The sequence below is a fragment of the Nostoc mirabile CHAB5784 genome (assembly GCF_020829645.1).
Classification (GTDB): Bacteria; Cyanobacteriota; Cyanobacteriia; order Cyanobacteriales; family Nostocaceae; genus Nostoc; species Nostoc mirabile.
On record NZ_JAIVFS010000013.1, the window covers coordinates 106,483 to 133,438 of the forward strand.

Here is a 26,956-nt window from a genome sequence, read left to right on the forward strand (position 1 = left end):
TAATAATGACGTGGAATACACGAGTCTACACATCTGTTAGTAGCCTTGCTTTTCTCAGAATAAATGTTAGTAGGGTTTCTTTTTTGGAAATGATTTCAGCTGTAACTTCCATCCCTGCTTGAATAGGATAGGATTTATCGGCCTTTTTTAAATAAAGTCTCTCTGGCTCAATTGTCACCTCATAGTAAGGCGCAATTGGAATGTTGCCGTTACCTTGAGATGTAATGGCGTCGGCACTAATGCCTCTAACAGCACCTTTGAGGATGCCATAATCTGGGTACGGATAAGCAGAAAGCCGCATTTGTACTTCCCCCTCTGAACATTTGGCTACTTGTGCGACTTTACACACCTGTACTTTGCTAATATCTGAAGAGGGAACACGGGCTTTGATTACGAAAGGGGCATTGTTGGGAGCAATTTGAGCGATCGCATCCCCAAGACGGACAACTTGCCCAGCATTTCTTAATTCTAGTTTGAGGATAGTACCGGCCTCAGAGGTACGAATTACAGTTTTTTGCAGTTCCTTAAAAACTTGTTTAAGTTCTTGTTGAGCGCTGCTAATTTGGTTTTGGACTTCAACTTGACGCCTGATGAGTTCCTCTTTCTCTTTATTCAATTGAGCAAGAGTAGACTCACCCTTTGTCAATTCTTGAGCAATACGTTCTTGTGCGATCGCCACATTAGCATCACTAGGATTCAGTCCAGCTTTAGCCCGTTCGAGTCTAGCAATAGCAGCTTTAAAAGCTTGTTCTTTTTCCTTAATTTGGAGAGTGGCGATCGCCCCTGTATTTCCTAGCTGCTGATATCGCTTCAGTTCCTCCTTAGCTAATTCAACAGCAGCTTCTATTTCTTGTACGTCTGCCTGACTAATGATTTGTCTATCTTGATAATCTCTTTTGTTGCGACTCAAGTCTGCTTTGGCAGATGTGATCGCCTGTCCCATTGCATTAGACTCAGCAGCAATCTGATTTTTTAGTGCTTTTAGTTGTGCATCAATTTGCGCTCGTTGTAACTCATTCTGTTCGATAGTTCCGAGTAGTTGGCTTTTTTTAGTTTGCAATTGGGAGTTGTCGATCAGGGCGATCGTATCTCCCTTTTTCACAACCTGATTTTCTTTGACTTTGATGCTAGTCACCGTTCCCTCAGCTGCTGCTTGCACTAACCGGATCTCTCCGGTTGGGCGGACTGTAGCATCAGCTTTCACTATTATGTTGTATTGAAAGACACTGGCAAGGCTGAAGGCAGCGCCAACACTTCCAATTAAAAATATTCCTCCCAACCTCGTCCATATACTGACTGAGGGAAGATATTCGTCGTTTTGGACTAGGCGGAGAAAGTCTGGTTGGGGGTCAATGAGCATGAACGTTAAAAAACATTTTGGTTCCGTAAATAATCTAGCAAAAAAATCTCCGTCGCGTTAGTGTGACGATCAAGATTTAGGGATATCCAAAAAATAAAAGCTCTCTTCCGTTTCAATCATATTTTTTGCAAAAATCTCATAATTTTGGGGTTTTCGCCTTTCAGGGCGAAAGCGACAGCTTTTGCTTTTATTACTGATAAGTCCCTTACCCGTATATAGTTAGTATGTAAATACAAGGTTTATATACAGCTAAGTCTAAATAACAATTAGGCATTTTAGTACTAACATGAAATCTTTATAATTTGTATATAAAATTTTATCCTTTCTTTATTTATTTCCAAAAAAATAGTATAACAAATACAACTTTTTTACAACTATTTCTCATTTATAAAAAATTAAGTAAGTTTCCGCAGTTTTATATTAAATTAATTTATATTCATTCAATTCAGTTTTGTATATAAAAATTCGATAAAAATACTTTTACGTAAATATACTTGTTTACTAATGCAGAATCCCCGCTTTGACTTGTATCAATGTTTTATCAATGTTTTATCAATGCATTTAAATATATTCTGTATAAAAAATAATTGCTGTTATTAGATATATCTTTAATTACGGGCATTTTCTTTGTTTTGCCAGTATTAACACTTAATAATAGGAACTTATGTATTTTGGGGAAAAATACATCTTTTAGTTCGCCATATTTATATTCATATAAATATTGACGCCTGCGATTTTTTGATAATTAAAATTTTCTCTAATTAAATTTGTATAAAGAAGAACTATGTAGTATTTTTTTGAATAGGTGTAATACAGATTTCTTAAAAAATTAATTACTTGACCTTTACAGTAAGAGTCGTATAATACTTTTAGCGGAACAAAAAAGTAATTAAATATACTCTTTAAATGTTTATATTTATTACTTTGAAGTGACGTTAATTTAACCTTAACAATCAAGCGAGAACTAAGATTATGGAAAGCACATTGTTCACCACATTAACCGTTACCGAAGAAGCTAGTTTGTCTGGTGGTCGGTACGGTAGGAAGCACAGGCCCGCTCCCAGACCTACCCCCGCTCCTACCCCCGCTCCTACCCCCGCTCCTACCCCCGCTCCTACCCCCGCTCCCAGACCTACAGTGAGCCTGAGCAATATTACCCAAGTCAATGTTATTACTGACAGCAAAGACGCAGTAGCTGTTAACAACATTAGTATTGGTTAAGTAGAAGGAAAAGAATAAACGTAAAGACAAAATATACTCTTTACGTTTATATCTATTAGTTGAAAGTGACGCAGTTTTAACCTCAATAATCAAGCGAGAACTAAGATTATGGAAAGCACATTGTTCACCACATTAACCGTTACCGAAGAAGCTAGTTTGTCTGGTGGTCGGTACGGCAGGAAGCACAGGCCCACCCCCGCTCCCAGTCCTACCCCCGCTCCTACTCCAGCTCCTACTCCAGCTCCTACCCCCGCTCCCAGACCTACAGTGAGCCTGGACAATATTATACAAATCAATGTTATTACTGGCAGCAAGAACGTAGAAGCTGTTAACACCATTAAGGTTGGTTAAGTAGAACGAAAAGAATAAACGTGAAGACAAAATATAGTCTTTACGTTTATATCTATTAGTTGAAAGTGACGCAGTTTTAACCTCAATAATCAAGCGAGAACTAAGATTATGGAAAGCACATTGTTCACCACATTAACCGTTACCGAAGAAGCTAGTTTGTCTGGTGGTCGGTACGGCAGGAAGCCCAAGCCCGCTACCACCACCCCCGCTACCACCACCCCCGCTACCACCACTCCCACTCCTGCCCTTCTTCCTACTCCCTTAGTGAACCTGAACACTATTCTACAATTCAATATTGTTGTTTTGAGTAAGGACATAATAGCTTCTAACACTGCTGTTGTTAAGTAGAAGGGAAAGAATAAACGTAAGTACACCATTAACCGCGTCTTTACTGAGGTAAATGTCTTAAACAAACTAACCTGCTCCAACAGTGTAGTTTGCCTTTTTGTAAGACATTAGTTTTGTTGTTTATCGCAGTTATTTTAGCATTACGTTTATTCCTATCGCATACTTTTGTTGAACAAAGTTAACAAAGTCTATCAACGTTTCCTAATAGGCAACTGTTGATGGACTTACTTAATGCTTTTCCTAAAGATACTGCTCACCTTGAGTAGTCAAATACTAAGCGCTGCTATTTCAAAAATCAGTCAGATTCATCACAATTTAGTAATTTGTGAACAGAATGAAACTCTTTTGACCTCACTTAATCCAAACCAATAAGCAAATATGTCTATTTGGTTGCAGTAAGCGAAATAAACATACGAAAATTCTCGGTGTTTTCTCTGTTGATATACAAAATATAGTCAAAGCGATTACAACTAATGCAACTAAAGAAGTTGTTTAGCTAGTAAGATTAAGAGATTAATCTTCTCTAGTACAACATATATGGTAATGAGATAGCGGTTCTCAATTGCATGAAATACAGACCTAACCCCCAGCCACTTCCCTGCTAGCGTTGGGGAGTAAGACTCAAACCTCTCTCCTAAAAGGAGAGAGGAATGGAAGTGAGGTTAAAGTGTATTGCTTCCATTCGAGAAACGCTATAGTAAAACTAACTGTTGGTCAAATTTTTAACCACGCAGGGATGAGACCCTGCTATTTTTTTAGGTTTTTTCACGATGCTATTGGGTACTGGAGTGTGAAATGAAATACCAAGTTGTTGCACAACATAGTGAAGAAGATTGTGGAGCTGCTTGTCTTGCTTCCGTTGCCAAACATTATCGCCGTAACTTTACGCTAAATCGCATCCGGGAAGCGGTAGGCACTGGGCAACTTGGAACAACATTGTTGGGATTGAGGCGAGGAGCCGAGGCACTTGGTTTTAATGCCCGTTCGGTCAGGGCATCAAAAGAAATATTAGACCGAATGAACCAAGCACCACTGCCAGCAATCATTCACTGGAAAGGCTACCACTGGGTTGTTTTGTATGGTCAGAAAGGCAAAAAATATATAATTGCTGACCCAGCCTTTAACATTCGTTATGTCTCTAGAAAAGAATTAACAGAGGCTTGGTCAGATCAAGTCATGCTTTTGCTAGAGCCAGATTCGGTTCGCTTTTATGCTCAACCTGATGATAAAGTCAACGGGATTTGGCGCTTTGCGCGGCGGGCATTGCCTTATGGAGGCATAATATTCGAGGCTTTTCTCTGCGCTATAGTTATTGGTCTGCTTTCGTTAACTTCTCCTTTCCTAATTCAAATTCTAACGGATGATGTACTAGTTCGAGGTGATACCCAGCTTCTTATTGGTGTAATTATTGCGGTTGTGGTGATGAATTTGGTGGGAAGTAGTCTGCAACTAGTTCAATCTAACCTGATTGCCAATTTTGCCCAACGGCTTGAGTTAGGGCTAGTTCTAGAATTTGCCAGGGCAATCTTGCGGCTACCTCTGGCTTACTATGAATCACGTCGCAGTGGCGAGATTATTAGCAGATTGCAAGATATTCAACAAATTAATCAGCTAGTTGCTCAAGCAGTTATCAGTCTGCCTAGCCAATTATTTATCGGACTGATTTCTTTGGGTTTCATGGTGTTCTATAGCTGGAAACTCACCCTTGTTGCCGTTGTGATTGCTATTGTTATGAGTTTATCTACGGTGGTTTTCCTGCCGACACTTCAACAAAAAATCAGAAGTATGTTGGTCTTAGACGCGGAAAACCAGGGTGTTCTCGTTGAAAGCTTTAAAGGAGCGCTGACACTCAAAACTACTACTGCTGCTCCTCAATTTTGGGAAGAATTTCAGAACAGATTTGGTCGTCTCTCAAACCATACATTTCGCACAATTCAGATTGGAATTATTAACAGCACCTTTTCTGGGTTAGTTTATGCTATTGGCAGCGTTAGTTTGATTGGTTTCGGCAGCATCCTAGTTATTAGTAAGGAACTCAGCATCGGTCAACTCCTGGCATTTAACGGGATGAATGGGAATTTTTTGGCATTAATCGGTGCTGTGCTTGGATTTATAGATGAATTCATGCGTGTCAAAACTGCCACGGAACGCTTAACAGAAGTTATCGATTCCACACCTGAAAATCCAAGCGATAGTACCAAACCCTTTGCTAAAATTCCTAGTGATGCTGATATTATTTGCAAAAATCTAAACTTTCACTATGCAGGCAGGCTAGAGCTACTGGAAGATTTTTCCCTCACAATTCCTGGTGGTAAAGTTGTTGCCCTAATTGGTACATCCGGCTGTGGAAAAAGTTCTCTTGCTAAACTGATTGCCGGATTATATACACCTAATTCTGGCAATATTCGGTTTGGCATTTATAATATGCAAGACCTGGCTCTTGATTGTTTGCGGCAACAAGTTGTTCTGGTTCCTCAAGACGCTCATTTTTGGAGTCGCTCAATTATTGAAAACTTCCGCTTAGGTTCTCCTCACCTCACGTTTGATCAAATTGTCAAGGCTTGCCAAATTGCTGAGGCAGATGATTTTATTAGTAAACTCCCTGAAAAATATCAAACTGTTTTAGGTGAATTTGGGTCAAATATTTCTGGTGGACAACGGCAAAGACTGGCTCTAGCAAGAGCTATTGTTAACGATCCACCAGTCCTAATTTTAGACGAATCAACTGCTGGACTCGATCCAGTTAGTGAAGCTCAAGTTTTAGATCAACTTTTGTTGCATCGCAACGGTAAAACCACGATCTTGATTAGCCACCGTCCTAGAGTAATTACCCGTGCTGATTGGATTGTTTTGCTTAATCAAGGAAAGTTACAAATTCAGGGGACAGTAGAAGATTTGCGTGCCCAACCAGGAAACCATTTAGACTTTTTAACCCCTTAATTGCTCACCGTTTTAATTAGGGTCTGTCTCATTAAATTTGATGAGTTTGTAGTAAGCACTTCAGTGCTTAAAAATCTAGTCACACTCACCGAAATCCCGCCCTGAACTGAAGTTCAGCGGCTCATAGCTGAAGTCCACTCAAGTGGACTAAATAATCAATTCAGTCCACTTGAGTGGACTTTCGTTATGAGACTCGGAATTCATTCCGAGGCGCGATAGAAACGCAGTGCAAGATTTATTAACGGGACTTAAACATTTTTGAGGGATAAACAAGCCTCAAACCCATTCAGGGTAAGGGAAATACACCAAATGCTCAAAAATGGCTCAAACCCAGATATATCAATAAACTAAGCAAAACGATGTCAAAGTCTTTCTGTATATAGATTTGAGGCTTTTTTCTGGGTGTTTTTTGTCTAAGTCCCATTAAGAGAGATATCGCTGCGGTAAGACTTGTGTGCAATACTCTTAGGTTAAGGCTAAAAACTGAAACTGGTATAGGTTGGATTGAGGAACGTAGACCCAAAGCGGCTTCCCGCAGGGTAACCCAACATTTCGGGTACTTTGTTGGGTTGCGCTTTGCTTAACCCAACTTTGTATCTTAGAGCATCGGGAAGGGGTTAGATTAATTGTTAGCTTTTCCAGATGGCATGAATTGTCACACACCAGGCAAGTCTCAAGCATTCCTTTGATGAACTCAAAGCTAAAGCTAAACAAGTTATCATTTTTACTAAAGTTTTTGCAGATAAATCTGCTGTTCTAATTTGCATTAAAAACAATAATTTAACTCTCTTTCTTCTATTATTTAAGATATCAAAATCAGAAACATTGATTTTGGTTAGATACGTAAATATACTGATATAACTCTGCAAAGTAGCTGATATACTGAGGTTTTACGAGAATAACCAAAACCTATATGTCTTTTTTGTTTCTTAGCTATGACTGAGATACTACAATTTTCCAAAACGGGGCTTAATTGTCAGGAAAGTAAGATATTTGTACTTAGATATTCATAAAAACTTATTTAATAAAATCTTTTCCATATATATACCTGCCGTTAAGAAGTATTAAGAAATTCTGATTAAAGAATATTGCAATAGCTTGATTTAATTGCTAACGTGTGTAAGACAACGATGCTGATGAGCGCTCTGATCTAGGAGAAGTAAAATCTATGAGCTATATGCATTCAGCCAAGTCTCTTAGGCTTTGACAGGTTAAAAACGATAAATTTCTGCCTCGTATAGACAATTATGAGGGATTGCAGATTAACCAAGAAATATCTCGTTGCTAAAGGCTTAGTTTCAGTTTGATTTGAATTGCAATTGATTATTTGTCTTACCTTGTACCGACAAGCGAGTAGCTCTTAATTGTGTCGGTCAGGAATAACGAAGAGTTTGGTAAGACTTAGATTTTGGAGGATAAAACCAATGGAGATTCAAGGTAAAGTTGCCCTAATTACAGGGGCTTCGCGTGGGATTGGACGAGCGATCGCACTCGAACTAGCGCAAATCGGCATCAAGCGGCTGATATTGGTAGCACGCGATCGCCAAAAGTTAGTCGAGGTAGCTAACGAAATCGAGGCGATAGGAACAGAAACTGCGATCGTGGCCTTAGATTTGACTCAAACAATTGAAGTGAATATCGCTGTTGCCCAACTGTGGCGCAATTACGGACAGATTCACCTGCTGGTTAATTGTGCGGGAGTCGCATACCAAAGCTCGTTTTTGCAATCTAAAATGCCCCAAGTTCAAGAAGAACTCTCTGTGAACTTGTTAGGAATGTACAACCTCACTAGTCTGATAGCTAGACGCATGGCCAGCCAAAGGCAAGGGACAATCGTCAATGTGTCGAGTCTGATGGGGAAAGTGGCTGCACCGACGATGGCAACTTACTCCGCTACCAAGTTTGCCATCTTAGGATTTACCCAAGCTTTGCGCCAGGAACTAGCTGATTACAATATCCGAGTCATTGCATTACTGCCTTCTTTGACAGACACAGACATGGTGCGCGACTTAAAATTATTTCGCTGGGTGATCCCCATGACTCCCCAGCAAGTAGCTAAAGCACTCGTCACCGGAATGCAAAATGATTCACCAGAAATTTTAGTCGGATGGCAAAGTCATTTAGCTGTATGGTGTCAACGCCTTGCTCCCTGGTTGCTAGAGCTAATTTTACGAATAGCAACTCCGCCAGCACCAACGAAACAACAGCCGAGTCAAAAACTGAAAAAGCTGATGCCGAAACTGAATTTTTGATGATTTGTTCTCGTCAAGAACATGATTTTTTGCGTGTCTGCACGTCCTGAATTTTTTGAGGCGATCGCCTCCTTTTCTGCGGTCAATTAACTTTACCTTTAGAGTAAAAACGGGAGTACCCGACCAAATTAACTAGATTGACCGCAATCAGCAATCCTTACCCAACCCAACTCAATCAGCTTCTAACTCCAGACATCGGCAATCAGCATCTCAAATCTTGGCCACTATTATTTATTTGGCCAAAAGTGCTGAATCATGCTGACTATAAATTTCTGACTAAATCTGGATATTAACAGACGGTAAACAAACTTTATCAATCAGTAGAACACAAAGATGCGAATATCTGGGTAGACTGCACTGATGATTACTAGACTTGCCTGAGTTCGCAGTTACTGAAAATCACCAAATTAAAAATGTTATGGCTCAGGGTATTTATTGAATTTCTGCTGAGTCAGGTGCTATTAGATACTAAGGCAAGTTTTATAGATATAACTTATTTCGGAGCAACCAGAAATGCTTTCCTTCCCCACAACTCTTAGTAATTTGCCCGAAATCATTGATGGCTTGCCGAATATTTCTGGTTGGGAAACAGAGGTTCTCTCTGTAGTTAACCATAATCAGCCAGTATTTTTACCAACAACAAATATCCGCTTAGAAAACGTAAATGCTGTGTTTGCGATCGCCTTACACATGCACCAGCCAACTATACCTGCTGGAAATGGTGGTACACTCATCAGCAATCTGCAATATATGTTTGAACATCCCAACGAGGGGGATAACCACAATGCACATCCTTTTGCTCATTGTTACAGCCGGATGGGAGACTTGATCCCTGAACTTGTCAGTCAAGGTTGCAATCCCCGTGTGATGTTGGATTACTCAGGTAATCTTCTGTGGGGACTGCGGCAAATGGGACGCAGTGATGTTATCGATAATCTCAAACGTATTACTTGCGTTAGCGTTCGCGAAGCGTCTCCGTCAGGAGAAGCTCCTCCTTCGGAGGCTCGCACCTACCAACCTTATGTAGAGTGGCTGGGTACAATGTGGGGCCATGCAGTTATTCCTTCCACACCCATAGCAGATATTAAATTGCATATCATCGCATGGCAACATCACTTTGCGGCAATTTTTGGCTGGGAAGCACTAGCGCGAGTCAAAGGATTTTCGCCTCCAGAAATGCACCTACCAAATCATCCTGATGCTCTCTTTGAATTTGTGAAAGCGCTGAAAGAATGTGGATATCGCTGGTTACTCGTTCAAGAACATTCTGTAGAAACAATTAACGGTCAATCTCTTACCCACAAACATTTACCACATCGTTTAGTTGCCCGCAATTCTCAAGGCGAAACAATTAGCATTACAGCCTTAATTAAAACCCAAGGTTCGGATACTAAATTAGTTGCACAAATGCAGCCTTATTATGAAGCCAAAACCTTATCAAAACAGCAAATTGGCAGTGTTTTTGTACCACCAATAGTTAGCCAAATTGGAGATGGGGAAAATGGTGGCGTGATGATGAATGAATTTCCTAGCGCTTTTAAACAAGCTTGGTGGGATATGGTCAATAATGACGGAGGAAAATCAGGTGTTATCGGGGTGTGTGGTACAGAATATTTAGAATTAATCGAAGCTGCTGGATGCAAACCTGAAGAGTATCCAACTTGTCAGCCAGTGGGACAACATCAGATTTGGGAGCGAGTTTCATCAGACAATTGTCAACCGGAAGCTGTAGAGAATGCCATTCAAGAATTAAAGCAAATAAACTCTAATTTTCATTTGGATGGAGCCTCGTGGACAAATCATATCAGTTGGGTGAAAGGATATGAAAATGTGTTGTCTCCCATGTATCAACTAAGCAGTTTATTCCATCAAAAATTTGATCTATTACAGCAAGTTAACTCAGCAGAACCTGTTACCAGACAATCTGATTACCGTAACGTTCTTTTACATAACCTTTTGTTGCAAACCAGTTGTTTTCGCTATTGGGGACAAGGTGCTTGGACTGATTACGCACGTGAGATTTACAAACGTGGCGAAAGCTCGCTAAAAACGATATTTTAATCAGAAATAACTCAGGTGAAAGAATGAAACAGCCCTGCTTTTTAAGGGTGGGGTTGAGGGTATATTCTAGGGTAAAATATCACTAACTCAAACATATTGGTTTCTAAATAAGCAGTATAAATGAAAAATCTTTATGAGATTTTAGCAATGATTAGATCAAGACCAGGAATGTATTTAGGACAGCGTTCCTTAACTGCATTAAGCGGCTTTATTGGTGGCTATTCTTTTGCTCTGGGGGAAAATGGGATCTTTTATGGAGAAGAGACACCTCCTTTTACACAGTTCAACGACTGGGTAGCTCGATATTATAAATGGTACGAATCAACAGCAGGATGGAAAAATATCATTCTCCGAGAAGTTGGAGACGAAGCAAAGGCATGTGATGTATTCTTTGAACTCTTTGAATTATTTAAACAACGCTTTCCTGTAGTCAAGCATCGTGTTTTCTTAAATCAAAACCATAAATCTACTGGAGCTATATATAGACGTATATGTATAGATGGGATAGAAAAAGAATTAGATTCACCTAAAGAAATTAGAATTGTGCAATATACAACAGATTCTGGCTTTTACCGTTTCGATGTATCCCAAGCCGGAGAAATTTCAGAAATTGGCTATTTTGAGACAGAAAAATTAGTTATGGAAGAAGTTAATAGAGAGTTTAAAGTTTCTCTAGATGAGTGGGAAGCCTCAAATACTATCTAAGTATCTTAAACTTATAAAATAATAATTTCAACACGATATCATTCTGATTTCAAAATCAGTATTTGAACAATTGCTTATTTGAAAAAGTTGTTAATATGTGGGAGAATTTCCTAAATATATGTTGCTACACCAGAGGTAACAATATTTCAAATTTTGTACCTATACCAATCTGTGAATGGAAATTTAATTTTCCGCCATGCCTGACGGTTATAATTCGATAACTTACTGCTAAACTAGTATTTTTACTATTCTTCGTTTCAAGAGAAAACGACTCCATAATTTGCTGTTGCAATTCTTGAGACACTCCAGGGCCATTGTCGGCAATACGAATTAATATCCAGCGAGAATCTGGTGCATTTGGGTTGCTTGCTTCTTGGGAAATTACTTCTGTAGTAATCTCGATTCGGGGTTTTTGAAGAGTCTTTGTATCTTCTCGATGCAACTGCTGTCGCACTGCTTCATTGAGTAAAGTATCCACAACTTCGCTGAAAATATTCATCAAAACCTGGTTTATTTGCCCCATAAAGCAATATACTGGGGGTAATTGACCGTAATATTTGACGATTTCAATTTCTCCTTGAAGACGGCTATTAATTAATAAAATAATACTATCTATACAAGCGTGTAAATCTACTGGTTTAGGATAAAGCTCGTCGATATGGCAGAAGTTTTGTAAACTAGTGACAAGTTTTTTTAATCTTTCTGCTCCAGTGCGGATACTAGCAAGCGATCGCGACAAATCTTGTTCTAAAAAATCAAATTCAATCTCTTCTTTAATCTGATTAATGGCCTGGGAAGCTGATGGTAATTCTTTGTCGTAAGCTGCTATCAGCTTGAGCAAATCTTGGCTGTAGGTTGAAACATAAGTTATGTTACCCCAAATAAAACCCACTGGGTCTAAAATTTCGTGCGCTACACCGTCTACCAAACGTCCCAGATTTGCCATTTTATCATTTTGAATCATTTGGGCTTGGCTGCGTTCATATCGCACCAGATTCTCGATTCCCCGAATTTGCCAAGAAATAATATTCAATTCTTGTACATCTAACAGTCTATAAGCACCAGACTCTGTTTCTACTACAATTGGTTCTGCTAATAATTCTGGCGATCGCTTTAAGCTAAGTTGCATTGCAGTTAAAATCGATGTTGTATCAGCAAGCAGCAACATCGGTATCCGCGCATAGCTGTAGAGAACGGCTAATGGTTGCTGAACAAATAACTCTTGTCCGAATGGACGAATCAAAAATTCTAGCAGTCGCCGCCGCGAAATCATCCCAATGAAGTTTCCCTGTTCTACCAAAATTACTCCTGGTAGCAGGGGGTATTTTTCCAAAAAACTAGCCACTTCTATACCAGTGTGATTGATTTCCACTGAGAAGTTGTACATTGGTAGTTCTTGGAGGGTTGAATCTAAATCGATATCGCGATCGCTACCAAGAGACACAAATGGCGGTGAGATTTGGCAACTGAATTCTTCTGGCACTATACACCCTGATTTTTACAAATATTAGGTAAACAATAAGTTAATATTTTACATTTTGTCACCCTCTAAATCCGATTTCAGTTTGGGTATCTACCGCAAGGCGGAAGTCACGCATTCACGCATACTTGAATTTTGGGCTTTCTGGCTGTAATAAAATGGTAGGTTTATTTCCACCGACCTGTACTAGTGATCTGTCAGGGTGAAAATTGTTCTAAGGCGACTGGAAGTAATAGGTATGCGATTTCTAATCTGGGTGGAGAATATTTAGAGAGCGATCGCAAGCTAAACTAAAAACAACCTTTACAAAAAGTGCAAAGGCAGCATTATGACCTCTGCAACCAATCCATCCACTGCCCTCACTCCTTTCCCTGACCATACCCAGCTTCCTGAGTCTGATGGCACATTTGTGAAAAATTGGCAAGAGCATCCCCAAAGCATCCTACTAACTGACTCAATTACACCCGTCCTCAACCAATTAAATCCTGAAGGTCAATATTGTATTGGGCAGGATTTAGGCATTTACTGGCGCTTGACTGATCCCCCTGAAAAAGGAGCAGAAGCACCGGATTGGTTTTATGTACCGAATGTACCACCTACACTGAATGGGCAAACGCGACGTTCTTATGTATTGTGGCGAGAGTTTATTGCCCCGTTGATTGTCTTGGAATTTGTCTCTGGAGATGGTAGTGAAGAACGAGATAAAACTCCTTGGAAGGGTAAATTTTGGATTTATGAGCAGGTAATTCGTCCTCCCTTCTACGGCATTTATGAGGCGAGTAAAGCCAGCTTAGAACTTTATCATCTGATTGAAGGACAGTATCAGGTTTTAGCAGCAAATGAACGAGGACATTATCCCATAGGCCCCTTAGAAGTTGAATTAGGTTTATGGCTAGGAGTTTATCAAAATGTGGAATTGCCCTGGTTGCGTTGGTGGGATTTACAAGGTAATTTATTGTTGAGTGGCGATGAAAGAGCCGAACAAGAACGCGAAAGGGCTGAACAAGAACGCGAAAGGGCTGAACAAGAACGCGAAAAGGCTGAACAAGAACGCGAAAAGGCTGAACAAGAACGCGAAAGGGCTGAACAGGAACTTCAAAGAGCCGATCGCCTAGCTGCCCAATTGCGATCACTCGGCGTTGAACCAGAAACCTAATATTTTGCTATGAATTACGAATTACGAATTACGAATTACGAATTAAATCTGTGGCTTAATTTATTTAGACACAAATTTTACTGCTACCAGGGTAATCACGATGACAAATAGACCTCCTTCCGAACCGGAGTCATCCCAAAGAACTGCCCTTGGCTTTGATGAATTTATAGCCATTCTGGTCGCCTTCGCCACTATCGGAGCGATTCTTTTTTGGTCATTATCCCGCAGGGATTCTAGCTGGAACTTAAACGGGCTGCTGTCGCCTTCCTCTACTCCGTCTAGAAGTGTTCAACCAAATCAAGTATTGCCCTTCCCTACTCCCAAGGTGGAACCAAATGTAGTCCCCAACAACGTTTTGCCCTATTCTACACCTGAGGCTGTTGTTGAACCCAAAACACCTTCATTCCCAACTGACAGCGCAACTTCTTCCCGCGCAGTGTTACCATCTGCTCAAATAATTCCAACTCAATCCTCACAACCACAGAAACCTGTATCCTCTTCAGCAGCGCTTGAGCCATCAATTACATCATCAGCGTTGCCTTTAGTAACTCCGGCAAAACAAAAATCTATTATTCCGCCGCCAATTGCATTTAACGATGTGCCCAATAACTTTTGGGGTCGGCGTTTTATAGATGTTCTTTCTTCCCGTGGTATTCTCAAGGGGTTTCCTGATTATTCTTTTAGACCAAATCAGCCTGTAAACCGCGCCGAATTTGCTGCCATACTGCAAAAAGCCTTAGAGCAAGAACCGTCTAAGACTGCGATCGCATTTCAAGATGTACCAGCAAAATTCTGGGCAACTCCAGCAATTGACCGAGCCATCAGTGCCGGATTTCTCAAAGGCTACCCGAAAAAAACCTTCAAACCACAACAAAATATTACGCGAGTGCAAGTTTTAGTTGCCCTTGTTAGTGGGTTGAATTTGAAAGCACCCACTTCCCAAAATCAGATTTTAAGTGTCTATAAAGATGCTAAAGATATTCCAACCTATGCTACCAGCAAAATAGCTGCTGCTACAGCCAATGGTCTGGTAGTTAACTATCCAAATCCACAAATTCTAGCTCCCAACAAAGTAGCTACTCGTGCTGAAGTGGCAGCGATGATTCATCAAGCTTTAGTAAAAGGGGGCAAGTTGGAGGGAATTTCATCTCAAAACATTGTTCGAGCTGGTGGCGTGTCTCCAAAAGTCTCGCCCACACCAAAGCAGAACTTAAAAGGTAACTTGTCTACAGGAGGCTAGTACCGCAAGGCAAAAGTCACGCATTCACGCATTCACGCATTCAAAATAATTGTATTCCGAGCTTCTTGTGCCATTTGAAATGGTATGTTTATTTCCGCGCCCGTTATACTAGTCTTAACAATAATTACTAATTCGTAATTCGTAATTAAACCAAATGTAAGTTTGACCAGAAAGCGAGACGCAAGCCCCTGACTTCAGGCCTTGTCGTTACCCACATTTTTGTAAAAGTCAAAGTGTAACCCTGACTGATACTGCGTAGGTTTTGAGTCGATCCCCCCAACCCCCCTTAAAAAGGGGGGCTAAAAATGCCTTATTTTCCCCCTTTTTAAGGGGGACTAAGGGGGATCTCCAATGACTATGCACCAAAACCCGAGCAGTATTGTAACCCTGACTGATATCCCGCCCAGAACTGAAGTTTTGCCGCTCAGAGCTACTGTCCACTCAAGTGGACTAAAATTTTCGCTTTTACAGAGTATAGCTATTTACATTAGTTAAAATCTTCTATTTAGTCCTCTTGAGAGGACTTTAGCTATTAGCCTTGGAATTTATTCCAAGGCGGGATGGCAACGAAGCAAAGATTTATAAAGATGTTGGTAATAACAAGCCCTTTAGGGCTGGGGAGTATCAAGGCTTATGTGGTGTTCGCCTAACGAGACTTATTAACAATTCAAAATTCAAAATTCAAACATTTTAGACATTTTCAGATGGGGATTTAAACCCCAACTGAAACTGCGCTACGTGTAATGGTTGGGGTCTTAAACCCTTTAATTTCCGATAAAAAGACCTTTAAGAGGTTTTACTATACAAAACAGTCCCTCTCCGAATCGGAGAGGGACAAACTTGAACTTTAGTTCAAGTCTGGGAGAGGTTCATCGAACTCACGAATTACGAATTGTTAATGACCTTCGTAGGGAATTTTGAGAGAAGTCTGATCGCCAGAAGTCGGCGATCAGACTTCGGTGATTTGCAATTAGAGGGTACTCCTACACAGGAGCAAGCTACGCATAGCGCCTTGCCCTGAGCTTGCCGTACTCCTTCAAAGAAGCAAGCAAGCTACGCAAAGCGTCTCATACAGAAGCGATAATCACTATTAAGCTTCTGGAATTTGTTGACCAACCACTTGTGATTTAAGAGTAGTGATTTCACTAGTTAACTCTTTCCTGGTTGAGGCTTTGAGTAAATAGCGGTAAACAAACCAGGCAGAGTAACCAATACCGATCAACTCAAAAGTAGGTGCTACCAACGGGATATCATTCAAAGCATCTAATATTGCCAAGAGTACTTTAACCCCAACAATTGATCCCACAATTAAACCAACAGTGATCAGGGGTTGCTTATATTGATTAAAGAAGCTTCCCAGATATTCTGGCAATGTTGCTAAAAAGCTAGAAATTTGCTCACCATATTTTTGCCATTCATCTTGAGACTGTGCGGGAGGCTGGAGTTTGGTGATGGTTCCTGTTTGGCTGTTGATTTCTGCCACTGTAGTCTCTTTGGATGCGGTTTCGGTAAATTCTTGTTCTGGCATTTTCACTCCTATATATTTGACAGTTGAGTTTTTCTAATCTGGATAATTACAACCAAAAGGCTGTTGATTAGGTAATGCACTTGTGCATTAGTACAATTGTGTAAAGGGCACAAAAGGGTTTTAGTGTCCTATAACTATAATTGCCCCATAATATCTACTGCATCAACTACAAGGTAGACACTCAGGATGAGGATAGAACTAAGAAGCCAGCAGGATGTATTCTGATCAGCTTTCTGAGTTCTTTTCTTGAATCAAGTGGAATCCTCAGGTTGTGATTATCCCATTCCGTGTCATTCGCTCATAATCGTACTAAATTTAAGTACAAATCTGGCAAAAATCAGCCCACCTCTCATTTATATAAGCCTAAAACCCGATTTTAGCCGATATTAAAGCTATCTTAAGCCCCATTCGTCAATTAACGCATTCGTATTGATATTAATACGTATTGAAGGAGGCAGAGGAGCAAATCATCCCTTTATTCGACACTTCGGCAAAGTTTTACAGTGAGCCTGCCGAACTGCTCAGTGACCACCTTGGATGACTTGGAGCCACTGAACTCTCAAAGAGCGGGAAGCTGACGCAATAGTAGGGGTACTTAAACCATGCACCCTGGCCTATTGGTCGCAGCAGTTCTTACTGATCGCTTTTGGCGTCTCCCCTTGGAAGAGGCAGTTTTCCGTAAGCTCGAACTGCCTTCCTCGATAAAAATTTTTGTGTGTTCACACAGACTAGACTTTTAACCTATTTTATGATGTTCCTGCTTTGGAGATGAGGGAGTAGGGGAAGCAGGGAAGACAAGGTGACAAAGTGACAAGAGGTGAGAACTTGCAACAAGTCTTTCCCCTTGTCCCCAAGTCCTCTTTCCAATGCCCCATGCCCACTTGCCCTGAGCAACTCGTGCCGACTTGTGCCGAGCGACTTGTGCCAAGCGTTGCCGAGGTAAGTCGAAGGGATGCCCAATGCTCAACAAATGTCAAAGCTTTTGTTTTTTTCCTGATTGTATTAATTTTATAAAGAAGCAGTTAAGGTAGAGTAGTGCCATACTGATGGCAATAACTCATTGTTATCAACCGCATATTGAGGAAAGTGTTGTGTTAAGAAGAAGACAGTCTCAGATAGGTCTTTAGGGACTTCCAAATAAAAAAATATCCCAAAACTGACGCAAAAATCTTATCTATTTCTCCCCTCTCTGTGTTCTCTGCATCTCTGTGGTTCGTTCATTTGGATAATTTATTTCTTGGAAGTCCCTTAATGCAGGGAATTATTTGTTGCTGCTGAAAAAAGTGAATTCTATTCGCTCTCAGTAACTGTACTTAGGAGCATTGCTATCAAAACTACCTATATTATATAAGTATATGTTAATTATATAGTAAGTAATGATTTGCTATTGCTATAAAAGAAGATAATGTAAATGTTAATCACCAATTAAAGTGTTTGCACAAGCTAAACTGATTTGGTGATTTTTGCGGGAAGGCAAGGAGGTTTGAGAAATGCCTTCCTCAAAAGCCAACCCCTATCGACAGCAGTTCAGAAAGCAAAAAAGTGTCAGCCGAAGAGCGATCGACAGACGAACTCCCGACCATAGAATTTCCCTCACGAGGGAAGCTCAAAGCCAGTTCTTGGCGCATCCATCAAAAAATTGGCTATGGGTACTTTGTAGCTATCGGAATTGGCTTTTTTGGCTCACTGACTGGGTTAGTGATCGCCAACTACTACCGGGGAAGGGAAGTCAGGCAATTCAATCAAGCCTATGAACAAGGGCAACTACTGAGTAATTATAAAGATGCAGTAGTAGGGGCACAGTTACATAGCTCTAACTTAGTTGCTGTATTGGAAAATTCACAACAGCTACAAACCAAAAAAGCCGATTTTCTGAATAATGTTGAAAAAGCCAAGCAATTAGAGTCAAAAATTGGCGGATTTATTGACAGTAAACCTAAAAGACTAGCAGCAACAAGTTCGACTTTACAGACGTTATTGCTGGATTACAAGACAAATTTAAAAGCTTACGTTGACCAAATCGAAGTCGTCTTACAGAAAATTGACTCTCAACAAGTGCAGCCTCAGCAGATTTCCTCTGCCCGATCGCAATTATTAACAATTATGCGTGGTCAAACAGCCATGCGGCTAGACCAGCTTTCTCAAAGCTTGACTAACATCCTGCAAACTGCCCAAGAACAAGAGCAAGAAAGGCAAAAAGCCGTTGAGCAGGCAAAAATAGTTGAGCGATTGATCGTGATCGTGAGTATGCTGGTTTCGGTGGCGATCGCAGCCATTGTAGCTTGGCGTACCAGTCGAGCGATCGCTGAACCAGTTATCACTGTAACCCAAGTAGCTGAACAAGTTGCAAGGAAACATAATTTCGATTTGCGAGCGCCTGTCACCACTGAAGATGAAATTGGCCTACTCGCCAAATCTTTAAATCGTCTAATTGAGCGAGTATCTGAGCGAACAAAAGAACTACAACAAGCTAAAGAATTAGCCGAAGCTGCTAGCAAAGCAAAAAGCGTATTTTTAGCCAATGTCAGCCACGAATTACGCACACCATTAAATGCTGTCATTGGCTTAAGTCAACTTCTAGAAGACGACGCTACCGATCTTGGTTTATCGGCAGATTTTATCACAGATTTAGAAACAATTAACTCTGCTGGTAAGCATCTACTGCACTTGATTAACGAAATCCTCGACTTGTCAAAAATTGAAGCGGGGAAAATGACTCTTTATCCAGAGACATTCGAGATTGCGACGCTGATTTATAATGTTGTCCTCACAGTCAAACCAGCTATAGAAAAAAATGCCAATGTTTTAGAAGTGCATTTTGATGAGCAACTTGGCATGATGTACGCCGATCAAACTAGGATGCGGCAGGTGTTGTTAAACTTACTAAGCAACGCCAGTAAATTTACTACAAACGGCAAGGTGACGTTGACAGTCAAAAGAGAAAAGGATGAATTTCGACCGGAGGCTCCTTTGGGCATGATTACTTTCACTGTTACTGACACAGGCATAGGTATGTCTCAAGGTCAACAGCAGCAGTTATTTAAACCTTTTACACAAGGAGATACCTCGACTACGAAAAAGTATGGAGGTACGGGACTAGGGTTAGCAATTAGCCGCCACTTTTGCCAGATGATGGGTGGCGAGATTATTGTCAAAAGTCAGCCGGGAGTTGGTTCTACTTTCACCATTCGTCTGCCAATGACTGTACAGGATTGAATGGGGCTGGGGTATTGGGCATTGGGCATAGGAGGGAGGATAGCGCAGCGTTAGCGAGTCCGCGAGCGTCGGCAGAAGTTCTTTATACTGCGTAGGTTTTGCCTGAAAAATCACTCTGGAGTAGGTTGGGTTGAGGAACGAAACCCAACATTATCAAGGCTTTGTTGGGTAACACTAAAGTTCAACCCAACCTACGATTCTTCTTAACCCAAGCGTATTGGGGTTCTTCGGGTTTAATAAGTAATCAACCGGACAAGTCCATTCGTTCAGAACACAAGTCCATTCGTTCAGAACACAAGTCCATTCGTTCAGAACACAAGTCCATTCGTTCAGAACACAAGTCCATTCGTTCAGAACACAAGTCCATTCGTTCAGAACACAAGCCTATTCGTTCAGAACACAAGTTCATTCGTTCAGAACACAAGCCTATTCGTTCAGAACACAAGTCCGTTCTCAACTATTTGTTCTCTAGCGTCGTGTAATTACTGAGCTAACAATTCGATATCGTTACAAAAAATGTAGTAAGCGGCTCTAGCCCTGTTTTTATAGCGGTTCTCGAATGGAAGCAATACACAATAGGGCATAGCATTGCTCACTGGTGTCAACTTAAGCTAAAAGTAGCTTAACTGTTAGCTGACTCGCCCGCCTCGAACTAAAGTTCTAGGCTAATAGCTAAAGTCTACTAAAGTAGACTAAAGATTTTTCGGATTATTTAGTCATCTTTAGATGACTTTCGCTATTAGCAAGGAACTTCAGTTCCTTGCGGGACATAACTTTTACGTTAAGTTGACACGTATGAGCAAAGCTTAGCCCCTACAAATGGTCTGTATTCTATGCAATTGAGAACCGCTATATGCAACTTAAATGCTCATTAGCTGATCAGTGAACAGTAAACAGTTTTTCAGTCGGGAATCAGAGTCTCCAACAATTTTTAAATTTTGAATTGTTTAATTGTTGGAAATCCTCTGCCGAACTAAGTAATAATAGTTACCCTCCCTGTATCCAAATCGTAACGACCTCCGACAATTTTCAATTTACCCGATCGCACCTGCTCAGTTAAAAGCTGCGATCGCTCCAACCGTTCAATTTGATGTTGCACATTGGCAACCACAGCATTCTCAACCGCGTCACCCGGCTGACTCTTGACCTTTTCCACTGCTGGCTTAATTGCCTTCACAAAAGTACTAATATCACCGAGTAACGATTCGTTTTGGACTGCGGCGGTTACAGCCCCGCAACGTTCATGCCCCATCACCATCAATAGCGGAGAGGCTAATAAGACAACCGCATATTCAATACTACCGATCGCTTCAGGCGTAGCGATATTTCCGGCAATCCGAACATCAAAAATGTCTCCAATGCCCTGATCAAAAACAATTTCTGCGGGGACTCGTGAATCCGCACAACTAAGAATAGTTGCAAATGGATGTTGAGCTTGAGCAACTTCCTGCAACCGCAGTGCAGATTGATCGGGGTATTGGGGTTGATGAGCAACAAATCGCTGATTCCCCTCTATCAGCTTTTGCAATGCTGCATCGGGACTGAGGGATTCAGGGGAACTTGAGGGTATTTCGGCAGCTTTAGCCTGTTCCACCCGCCAAAACAAATCGCTGGCGGATAGCATCATTCCAAACGCCCCAGTCATTCCCAACTTCAAAAAGTCACGACGTTCCATGAAATGCTTCATTGATTTATAACTCTCCTACATCGACGCGACACATCTGACAGAGCGAATTTCCATCACATCGGAAACGTAGCAAGTACCTCCGAACTTATTAAGGAGTGGTTTGATATTTTCGACAACACGCTTGAGTTGTTCTGGCATACAAAAGGCGAGGATGTAAACATTATCAAGCATGGTCATGTCTAAATCTTCTGTCGTTCCTCGTAATCCTTTACCAGCAACATTTCGGATTACGGCATGGTTATGTACACCCGACTTGTCTAAATTATCTAAAATTTTGGCAAGTTCAAAGGAGTTGGCGATAATTTCTATCTTTTTAACTACGTGCATATTATTACCTCCAGAATAGGTTAATTCCGTAGAGATATAACGGAATTCCCACAATAATATTGAACGGGAATGTTACTGCTAGAGCGGTTGAAACATACAGGCTGGGATTTGCTTCTGGAACAGTCATCCGCATAGCCGCCGGGACAGCGATGTAAGAAGCACTGGCACACAATACAGCGAATAACAGCGAATCTCCGCGAGGCATACCGATGAGTTTAGCAATCACCAACCCAATGCCTGCATTGAGTATTGGAATTAGTATGGCAAATAAAATCAGGAAAACTCCGGTTTTTTGCAAGTCTTTAATTCTTCTGGCAGCGACTAGTCCCATGTCCAGTAAAAAGAAGGTGAGAACACCATAAAACAACCCTTGAGTAAAAGGTTCTAATAGGTGCCAACCGCGTTCTCCTGTCAAGACACCGATCAAGAGACTACCGACTAGGAGAAAAACTGAACTATTAAGAAATGCTTCTTGCAAGACTTCCGGCCACGAAAAGTCCCGCTTTCCATCGTTAGTGAATATATTCACCAAAATTAGACCAACTATAATCGCTGGGGATTCCATCAGGGCAAGGGCTGCCACCATGTAACCATCAAAAGTAATGCCAAGCTCAGTTAAAAAAGCGCTAGCCGTGATGAAGGTGACGGCACTGATAGAGCCGTAGGTTGCTGCGATCGCAGCAGCATCGTAAGTATCCAGTTTCAACTTGAGAATAAAAAAGGTGTAAATTGGAACAAGGCAAGCCATCATCATTGCTGCCACGAGTGTTAAAACTACTTCCTGAGTGATGCCACTTTTGATTAGTTCTACACCTCCCTTAAAACCAATGGCAAACAGCAGGTACAGCGAAAAGAGTTTGGGCATTGGTGCGGGAATTTCTAGATCAGACTTGACAAAAACAGCAGTCATGCCTAAAAAGAAAAACAGGATTGGCGGATTCAAAATGTTGGATACAATTAAGCTGATATCCATATCCACCCCTCCTTGTATTGGTTAAACCTGAAATTAAAGAAATTTTTCATCTTTAAAAATTTAACGGTTGAATCATGATGTACCGTGTATCGCTACCCAATGTCAATATAATTCGTAATTGATAATTCGTAATTCGTAGTTGTAATCAGTGTTTGCTCTGAACCCAAAAGCTGATTGTTGACCACTGAATCAAAGATTTCAGTGTTGGCTCTGTATCCATTTAATTACGAATTACGAATTAGTAATTATTTTGGTCAATTGGGTACTCAAGGAGTGAATAGTCCTATTGGTGACAATACTCTCAGTTAGGTATTACAGCGTTTTTCACTTCAATAAACCACGCGCTACGGAACATTGCGGTGTCCCTACGAAAGCCTGTAGGGGCAATTCATGAATTGCCCTTACTGTTGACAACAGAATAAGTTAGAGCTTGTCTAGTATTTTTATGATGTTTGATTCCCCGTCGCTGATTTTACGACAGAACGCGCAGGAATAACTGGTGGCTAACCTATCTATGTAGAAAAGTTAACGTATTGTCGTGGCAATCATGAATTGCCACAACACAAACCTTGCCTAAATCCCAGTATTTTTTGATTTACAACAATTTGGTAAATCCCGCTTGCTGAAAATGACGGTCAGATGTAAAGGCTTGAGTAATCCCCTCCTGTGTCATCACCGCAAAGCTAATACAGTCAGTTAGTCCCCAATCTTTATCAGGACGCTGGCTGTATAACATCCAACCTTCATCCAGCAATTTTTGGTCGAAAGGGATGATTTGCACACTTTTTAAAACTCGCAAACTGTTGATGAAAGCAACTGTCTGAATACGGCTGACTGGTGTACATAGAGCATCTGCAACCTCCAATAGTACAAACTCTGTTGTCACCAAAGGTGTTTCTAAGCGCAGAAGTCTATCCATTACCTCATTTGCCTGGTGATGAAGATTATCCCTAACATTAAGAAGGGCAATCCAGGCGGCTGTATCTACAAAAACTTTCGTCAAGGTTATGATTCTCGCTTTGGCATTCCATAGAGATAATGGTCATGCTGGTGTGCCAAGTCGCCAATATCTGTATCAACTGCACAGTTTTTAATTAACTGCCTCAGTTTATGCCAATCTGAGTCTTCTGGGGTTGTTGGCTCAGGTGTGCGGTTTTCTTCAACAAACACGATTATAACTGACTGCCCCTCATGCCCTTCAATTGGTTCGTTAGGATGAACCACACCGTTTTGGAATGTGCCTTTGACTGACAGCATAGCTTTTTCTTGCTTCTACATAAATCATGATAGAGTACCATTCTGGTTAAGAATATTCCCACACAATCTTTATTTACCAAGTTTCGTTAAGATGTTGTAACCTGGGCAATAGCAACTCTCTATTGATGTGACGCCAGGCGTAGGCGTAGCCCGCCCTTAGACATCGCTTTTTCACATCCATGACAACAACCATCGACTTTCTCAGTCACCTTAACCCCAGCCAACGTCAAGCTGTCGAACATTACTGCGGCCCGTTGCTAGTTGTTGCTGGCGCAGGTTCCGGTAAAACACGAGCGCTGACTTATCGCATTGCGAATCTGATTCTCAAACACCGCGTTGATCCAGAGAATATTTTGGCGGTTACTTTTACCAACAAAGCCGCACGGGAAATGAAGGACCGGATTCAACGGCTGTTTGCGGAACAACTGGCGATGAAACAACACGGACAGCGTTTTGATTTGTTGACAGAATATCAACAAACGCTACTGCGATCGCAAGTTTACAAAGATACTATCAAAGATTTATGGTGTGGCACTTTCCACAGTCTATTTTCTCGCATTCTCCGCTTCGATATTGAAAAATATGTAGACGAAAAAGGACGGCGTTGGAATCGCAATTTTTCTATCTTTGATGAATCAGATGTGATGACTCTGATTAAAGAAATTGTCAATAAACAGTTAAATTTAGACGATAAAAAATTTGACGCTCGCTCTGTCCGCTACGCTATTAGTAACGCTAAAAACCAAGGTTTATCACCCCAAGAATTTGAGCAAGATCAACCCCATTATCGCGGACGGATAATTGCCCAAGTCTACAATTTATATCAAGATAAGTTAGCACAAAATAACGCTCTCGACTTTGACGATCTTATTCTTGTACCTACGAGATTATTTCAACAAAATGAGCAAGTTTTGGGTTACTGGCACCGCAAGTTTCGCCATATCCTCGTAGATGAATATCAGGATACTAACCGGACTCAGTATCAACTCATCCACTTATTGGTTACTAATGGCGAAACCAGAAAGAGCGAATGGGAATGGCAAAATCGCTCAGTTTTCGTTGTTGGCGATGCAGATCAATCAATTTACAGCTTTCGGATGGCAGATTTCACCATCTTGCTAGGATTTCAGGAAGACTTTGGCGATGGTTTGCTAGATGATGACACCCGGACGATGGTTAAGCTTGAAGAAAACTATCGTTCTTGTGAAAACATTCTGCAAGCGGCTAATGAACTGATTGAAAATAACACTCAACGGATTGATAAAGTCCTCAAACCGACGCGGGGGCCGGGTGAGCAGATTACTTGTCACAAAGCGGATGAAGAACTGGCAGAAGCGGCATTTGTAATTAATCAAATTAGTACTTTAAAAAACCAAAATCCAGAGTTGGACTGGGGTAGTTTTGCCATACTTTATCGGACGAATGCCCAATCTCGACCCTTTGAAGAATTGTTGGTGAAATATCAAATTCCTTACACAGTTGTGGGGGGAATGAGATTTTACGATCGCAAAGAAATTAAAGATGTTATCGCGTATTTAAGAGCGATCGCTAACCCATCTGATACAGTCAGTTTATTACGAGTTATTAATACTCCCCGGCGAGGGATTGGCAAAACCACTATTGACGCATTGGTTAACGCCTCTCAGCAACTAGGGACAACCCTGTGGGAAATACTCAGCGATGAAACATCAGTTAATACATTAGCTGGACGGGCGACAAAAGCTGTAAATAGCTTTGCCGAAATGATTAGCCGTTGGCAAGGACAAATCGCCACACTTCCCGTGACTGACGTTTTGCAAGGAATACTAGAAGATTCTGGTTACGTTCAAGACTTGATGAATCAAGGCACAGATGAAGCTACAGATCGGGTACAAAACGTTCAAGAACTTTATAACGCTGCACTGCAATTTCAAGAAGAAAATGAAGAAGTTTCCCTGCGAGACTTTCTGAATAGTGCCGCCCTCAGTTCCGATTTGGATAACTTAAAAGAAGGACAGACAGCCGTTTCTTTGATGACTTTGCACGCTTCCAAAGGTTTGGAATTTCCCGTAGTATTTTTGGTGGGATTAGAACAAGGGCTATTTCCTGGCTACCGATCGCTAAGTGATCCCGCATCTTTGGAAGAAGAACGCCGCCTATGTTATGTGGGCATTACTCGCGCCCAAGAAAGGTTGTATATATCACACGCGCGGGAACGCCGTTTGTATGGTTCTCGTGAACCCGCCATGCGATCGCAATTTCTCGACGAATTACCAGAAGAATTATTAACCACTCAACGCCTGAGTCGTCAAAGTTATACCAAAAGTGCCTCTACTCCGAATGGAAAGCAAGATACGAAGCAGAATTGGCAAGTAGGCGATCGAGTATTACATAAAACTTTTGGACTTGGTGAAATCACTCATGTCTTCGGAACAGGTAATAAGATGTCTGTAGCAATTAAATTTGCCAGCTTGGGACAAAAAATTGTTGACCCAAGAGTAGCGCAGTTGCAACGAGTAGAGTGATATAATTTAGGACTTACGCATTGTACAAATGCATCGTGATGTGCATTAGCTAAAATAGGTTGTTTCAGGCTTTTCTTAATTATTTTGCGCTCCTAAATAGACCATGCTGTAGGGGCTAAGCTTTGCTCATTGGTGTCAACTTAAGCTAAAAGTAGCTTAACTGTTAGCTGATACCAATTCACGAAAACCTTGATACATATAGATTTATCGTAGGGGCATGGCAATGCCCATTGGTGTCAACTTAACGTGAAACCCTTGTCAAGACGTGATATTCAGTTCTCTGGCTTCCCATCACGACCCGCGTTACCCCACCCTAACCCTCCCCTTGTCAAGGGGAGGGAACTGCATTT

At 41.1% G+C, this 26,956-nt stretch carries 17 protein-coding genes; 9 read left to right on the forward strand and 8 right to left on the reverse strand.

Annotated features, from left to right (window positions below; genetic code table 11):
* Positions 1-25: 25 nt before the first annotated feature.
* Positions 26-1,360: an HlyD family secretion protein gene (locus tag LC653_RS11625; RefSeq protein ID WP_229494622.1), complete on the reverse strand. Its 1,335-nt coding sequence runs from the start codon at positions 1,358-1,360 to the stop codon at positions 26-28.
* 1,680 nt (positions 1,361-3,040) lie between these two features.
* Here LC653_RS11625 and LC653_RS11630 point away from each other — a divergent pair.
* The 5 genes from LC653_RS11630 (at position 3,041) to LC653_RS11650 (ending at position 11,238) form a co-directional block, all read left to right on the forward strand.
* On the forward strand, positions 3,041-3,280 hold the full coding sequence (locus tag LC653_RS11630) for a hypothetical protein (protein WP_229494623.1): 240 nt from the start codon (positions 3,041-3,043) through the stop codon (positions 3,278-3,280).
* A gap of 795 nt (positions 3,281-4,075) precedes the next feature.
* Positions 4,076-6,220, forward strand: coding sequence for a peptidase domain-containing ABC transporter (locus tag LC653_RS11635; protein ID WP_229494624.1), 2,145 nt, complete (start codon positions 4,076-4,078; stop codon positions 6,218-6,220).
* Between the two features lie 1,424 nt (positions 6,221-7,644).
* Positions 7,645-8,472, forward strand: coding sequence for an SDR family NAD(P)-dependent oxidoreductase (locus LC653_RS11640; protein ID WP_229494625.1), 828 nt, complete (start codon positions 7,645-7,647; stop codon positions 8,470-8,472).
* A 513-nt stretch (positions 8,473-8,985) separates the two neighbouring features.
* The gene (locus LC653_RS11645; protein ID WP_229494626.1) at positions 8,986-10,533 is read left to right on the forward strand and encodes a polysaccharide deacetylase family protein; all 1,548 of its coding nucleotides are present in this window, start codon (positions 8,986-8,988) and stop codon (positions 10,531-10,533) included.
* A 120-nt stretch (positions 10,534-10,653) separates the two neighbouring features.
* Positions 10,654-11,238: a hypothetical protein gene (locus LC653_RS11650; protein ID WP_229494627.1), complete on the forward strand. Its 585-nt coding sequence runs from the start codon at positions 10,654-10,656 to the stop codon at positions 11,236-11,238.
* A 124-nt stretch (positions 11,239-11,362) separates the two neighbouring features.
* Here LC653_RS11650 and LC653_RS11655 read toward each other — a convergent pair whose 3' ends face one another.
* On the reverse strand, positions 11,363-12,721 hold the full coding sequence (locus LC653_RS11655; protein ID WP_229494628.1) for a sensor histidine kinase: 1,359 nt from the start codon (positions 12,719-12,721) through the stop codon (positions 11,363-11,365).
* A gap of 325 nt (positions 12,722-13,046) precedes the next feature.
* On the opposite strand from LC653_RS11655, the gene LC653_RS11660 reads away from it, so the two are divergent.
* Positions 13,047-13,874 (forward strand): Uma2 family endonuclease, encoded by an 828-nt coding sequence (locus LC653_RS11660; RefSeq protein WP_229494629.1) that lies wholly within the window; start codon positions 13,047-13,049, stop codon positions 13,872-13,874.
* A 100-nt stretch (positions 13,875-13,974) separates the two neighbouring features.
* Positions 13,975-15,114, forward strand: a complete 1,140-nt coding sequence (locus LC653_RS11665) for an S-layer homology domain-containing protein (protein ID WP_229494630.1) — start codon at positions 13,975-13,977, stop codon at positions 15,112-15,114.
* 1,090 nt (positions 15,115-16,204) lie between these two features.
* Here the strand turns inward: LC653_RS11665 and LC653_RS11670 are convergent.
* Positions 16,205-16,642, reverse strand: a complete 438-nt coding sequence (locus tag LC653_RS11670) for a CAAD domain-containing protein (protein ID WP_229488480.1) — start codon at positions 16,640-16,642, stop codon at positions 16,205-16,207.
* 1,542 nt (positions 16,643-18,184) lie between these two features.
* On the opposite strand from LC653_RS11670, the gene LC653_RS11675 reads away from it, so the two are divergent.
* A complete protein-coding gene (locus tag LC653_RS11675; RefSeq protein ID WP_229494631.1) occupies positions 18,185-19,858 on the forward strand; it encodes a sensor histidine kinase in 1,674 nt (557 codons plus the stop codon).
* A gap of 973 nt (positions 19,859-20,831) precedes the next feature.
* On the opposite strand, the gene LC653_RS11680 is transcribed toward LC653_RS11675, so the two are convergent.
* The 5 genes from LC653_RS11680 to LC653_RS11700 form a co-directional block, all read right to left on the reverse strand.
* Entirely contained in the window at positions 20,832-21,533 is a 702-nt protein-coding gene (locus LC653_RS11680) for a carbonic anhydrase (protein ID WP_229494640.1), read from the reverse strand.
* 27 nt (positions 21,534-21,560) lie between these two features.
* On the reverse strand, positions 21,561-21,872 hold the full coding sequence (locus LC653_RS11685; protein WP_229494632.1) for a P-II family nitrogen regulator: 312 nt from the start codon (positions 21,870-21,872) through the stop codon (positions 21,561-21,563).
* 4 nt (positions 21,873-21,876) lie between these two features.
* Positions 21,877-22,845: a sodium-dependent bicarbonate transport family permease gene (locus LC653_RS11690; protein ID WP_229494633.1), complete on the reverse strand. Its 969-nt coding sequence runs from the start codon at positions 22,843-22,845 to the stop codon at positions 21,877-21,879.
* 595 nt (positions 22,846-23,440) lie between these two features.
* Positions 23,441-23,848 carry a type II toxin-antitoxin system VapC family toxin gene (locus LC653_RS11695; protein WP_229494634.1) on the reverse strand — a complete coding sequence of 136 codons (408 nt, stop codon included), beginning with the start codon at positions 23,846-23,848 and terminating at the stop codon, positions 23,441-23,443.
* 2 nt (positions 23,849-23,850) lie between these two features.
* Positions 23,851-24,102: a hypothetical protein gene (locus LC653_RS11700; protein WP_229494635.1), complete on the reverse strand. Its 252-nt coding sequence runs from the start codon at positions 24,100-24,102 to the stop codon at positions 23,851-23,853.
* 179 nt (positions 24,103-24,281) lie between these two features.
* On the opposite strand from LC653_RS11700, the gene pcrA reads away from it, so the two are divergent.
* Entirely contained in the window at positions 24,282-26,606 is a 2,325-nt protein-coding gene (gene pcrA, locus LC653_RS11705) for a DNA helicase PcrA (RefSeq protein ID WP_229494636.1), read from the forward strand.
* Positions 26,607-26,956: the final 350 nt, after the last annotated feature.

Coding starts and splice junctions, on each gene's coding strand:
- LC653_RS11625 (WP_229494622.1), bottom strand. CDS start 1,360: ATGCTCATTGACCCCCAACCAGACTTTCTCCGCCTAGTCCAAAACGAC.
- LC653_RS11630 (WP_229494623.1), top strand. CDS start 3,041: ATGGAAAGCACATTGTTCACCACATTAACCGTTACCGAAGAAGCTAGT.
- LC653_RS11635 (WP_229494624.1), top strand. CDS start 4,076: ATGAAATACCAAGTTGTTGCACAACATAGTGAAGAAGATTGTGGAGCT.
- LC653_RS11640 (WP_229494625.1), top strand. CDS start 7,645: ATGGAGATTCAAGGTAAAGTTGCCCTAATTACAGGGGCTTCGCGTGGG.
- LC653_RS11645 (WP_229494626.1), top strand. CDS start 8,986: ATGCTTTCCTTCCCCACAACTCTTAGTAATTTGCCCGAAATCATTGAT.
- LC653_RS11650 (WP_229494627.1), top strand. CDS start 10,654: ATGAAAAATCTTTATGAGATTTTAGCAATGATTAGATCAAGACCAGGA.
- LC653_RS11660 (WP_229494629.1), top strand. CDS start 13,047: ATGACCTCTGCAACCAATCCATCCACTGCCCTCACTCCTTTCCCTGAC.
- LC653_RS11665 (WP_229494630.1), top strand. CDS start 13,975: ATGACAAATAGACCTCCTTCCGAACCGGAGTCATCCCAAAGAACTGCC.
- LC653_RS11670 (WP_229488480.1), bottom strand. CDS start 16,642: ATGCCAGAACAAGAATTTACCGAAACCGCATCCAAAGAGACTACAGTG.
- LC653_RS11680 (WP_229494640.1), bottom strand. CDS start 21,533: ATGGAACGTCGTGACTTTTTGAAGTTGGGAATGACTGGGGCGTTTGGA.
- LC653_RS11685 (WP_229494632.1), bottom strand. CDS start 21,872: ATGCACGTAGTTAAAAAGATAGAAATTATCGCCAACTCCTTTGAACTT.
- LC653_RS11690 (WP_229494633.1), bottom strand. CDS start 22,845: ATGGATATCAGCTTAATTGTATCCAACATTTTGAATCCGCCAATCCTG.
- LC653_RS11700 (WP_229494635.1), bottom strand. CDS start 24,102: ATGCTGTCAGTCAAAGGCACATTCCAAAACGGTGTGGTTCATCCTAAC.
- pcrA (WP_229494636.1), top strand. CDS start 24,282: ATGACAACAACCATCGACTTTCTCAGTCACCTTAACCCCAGCCAACGT.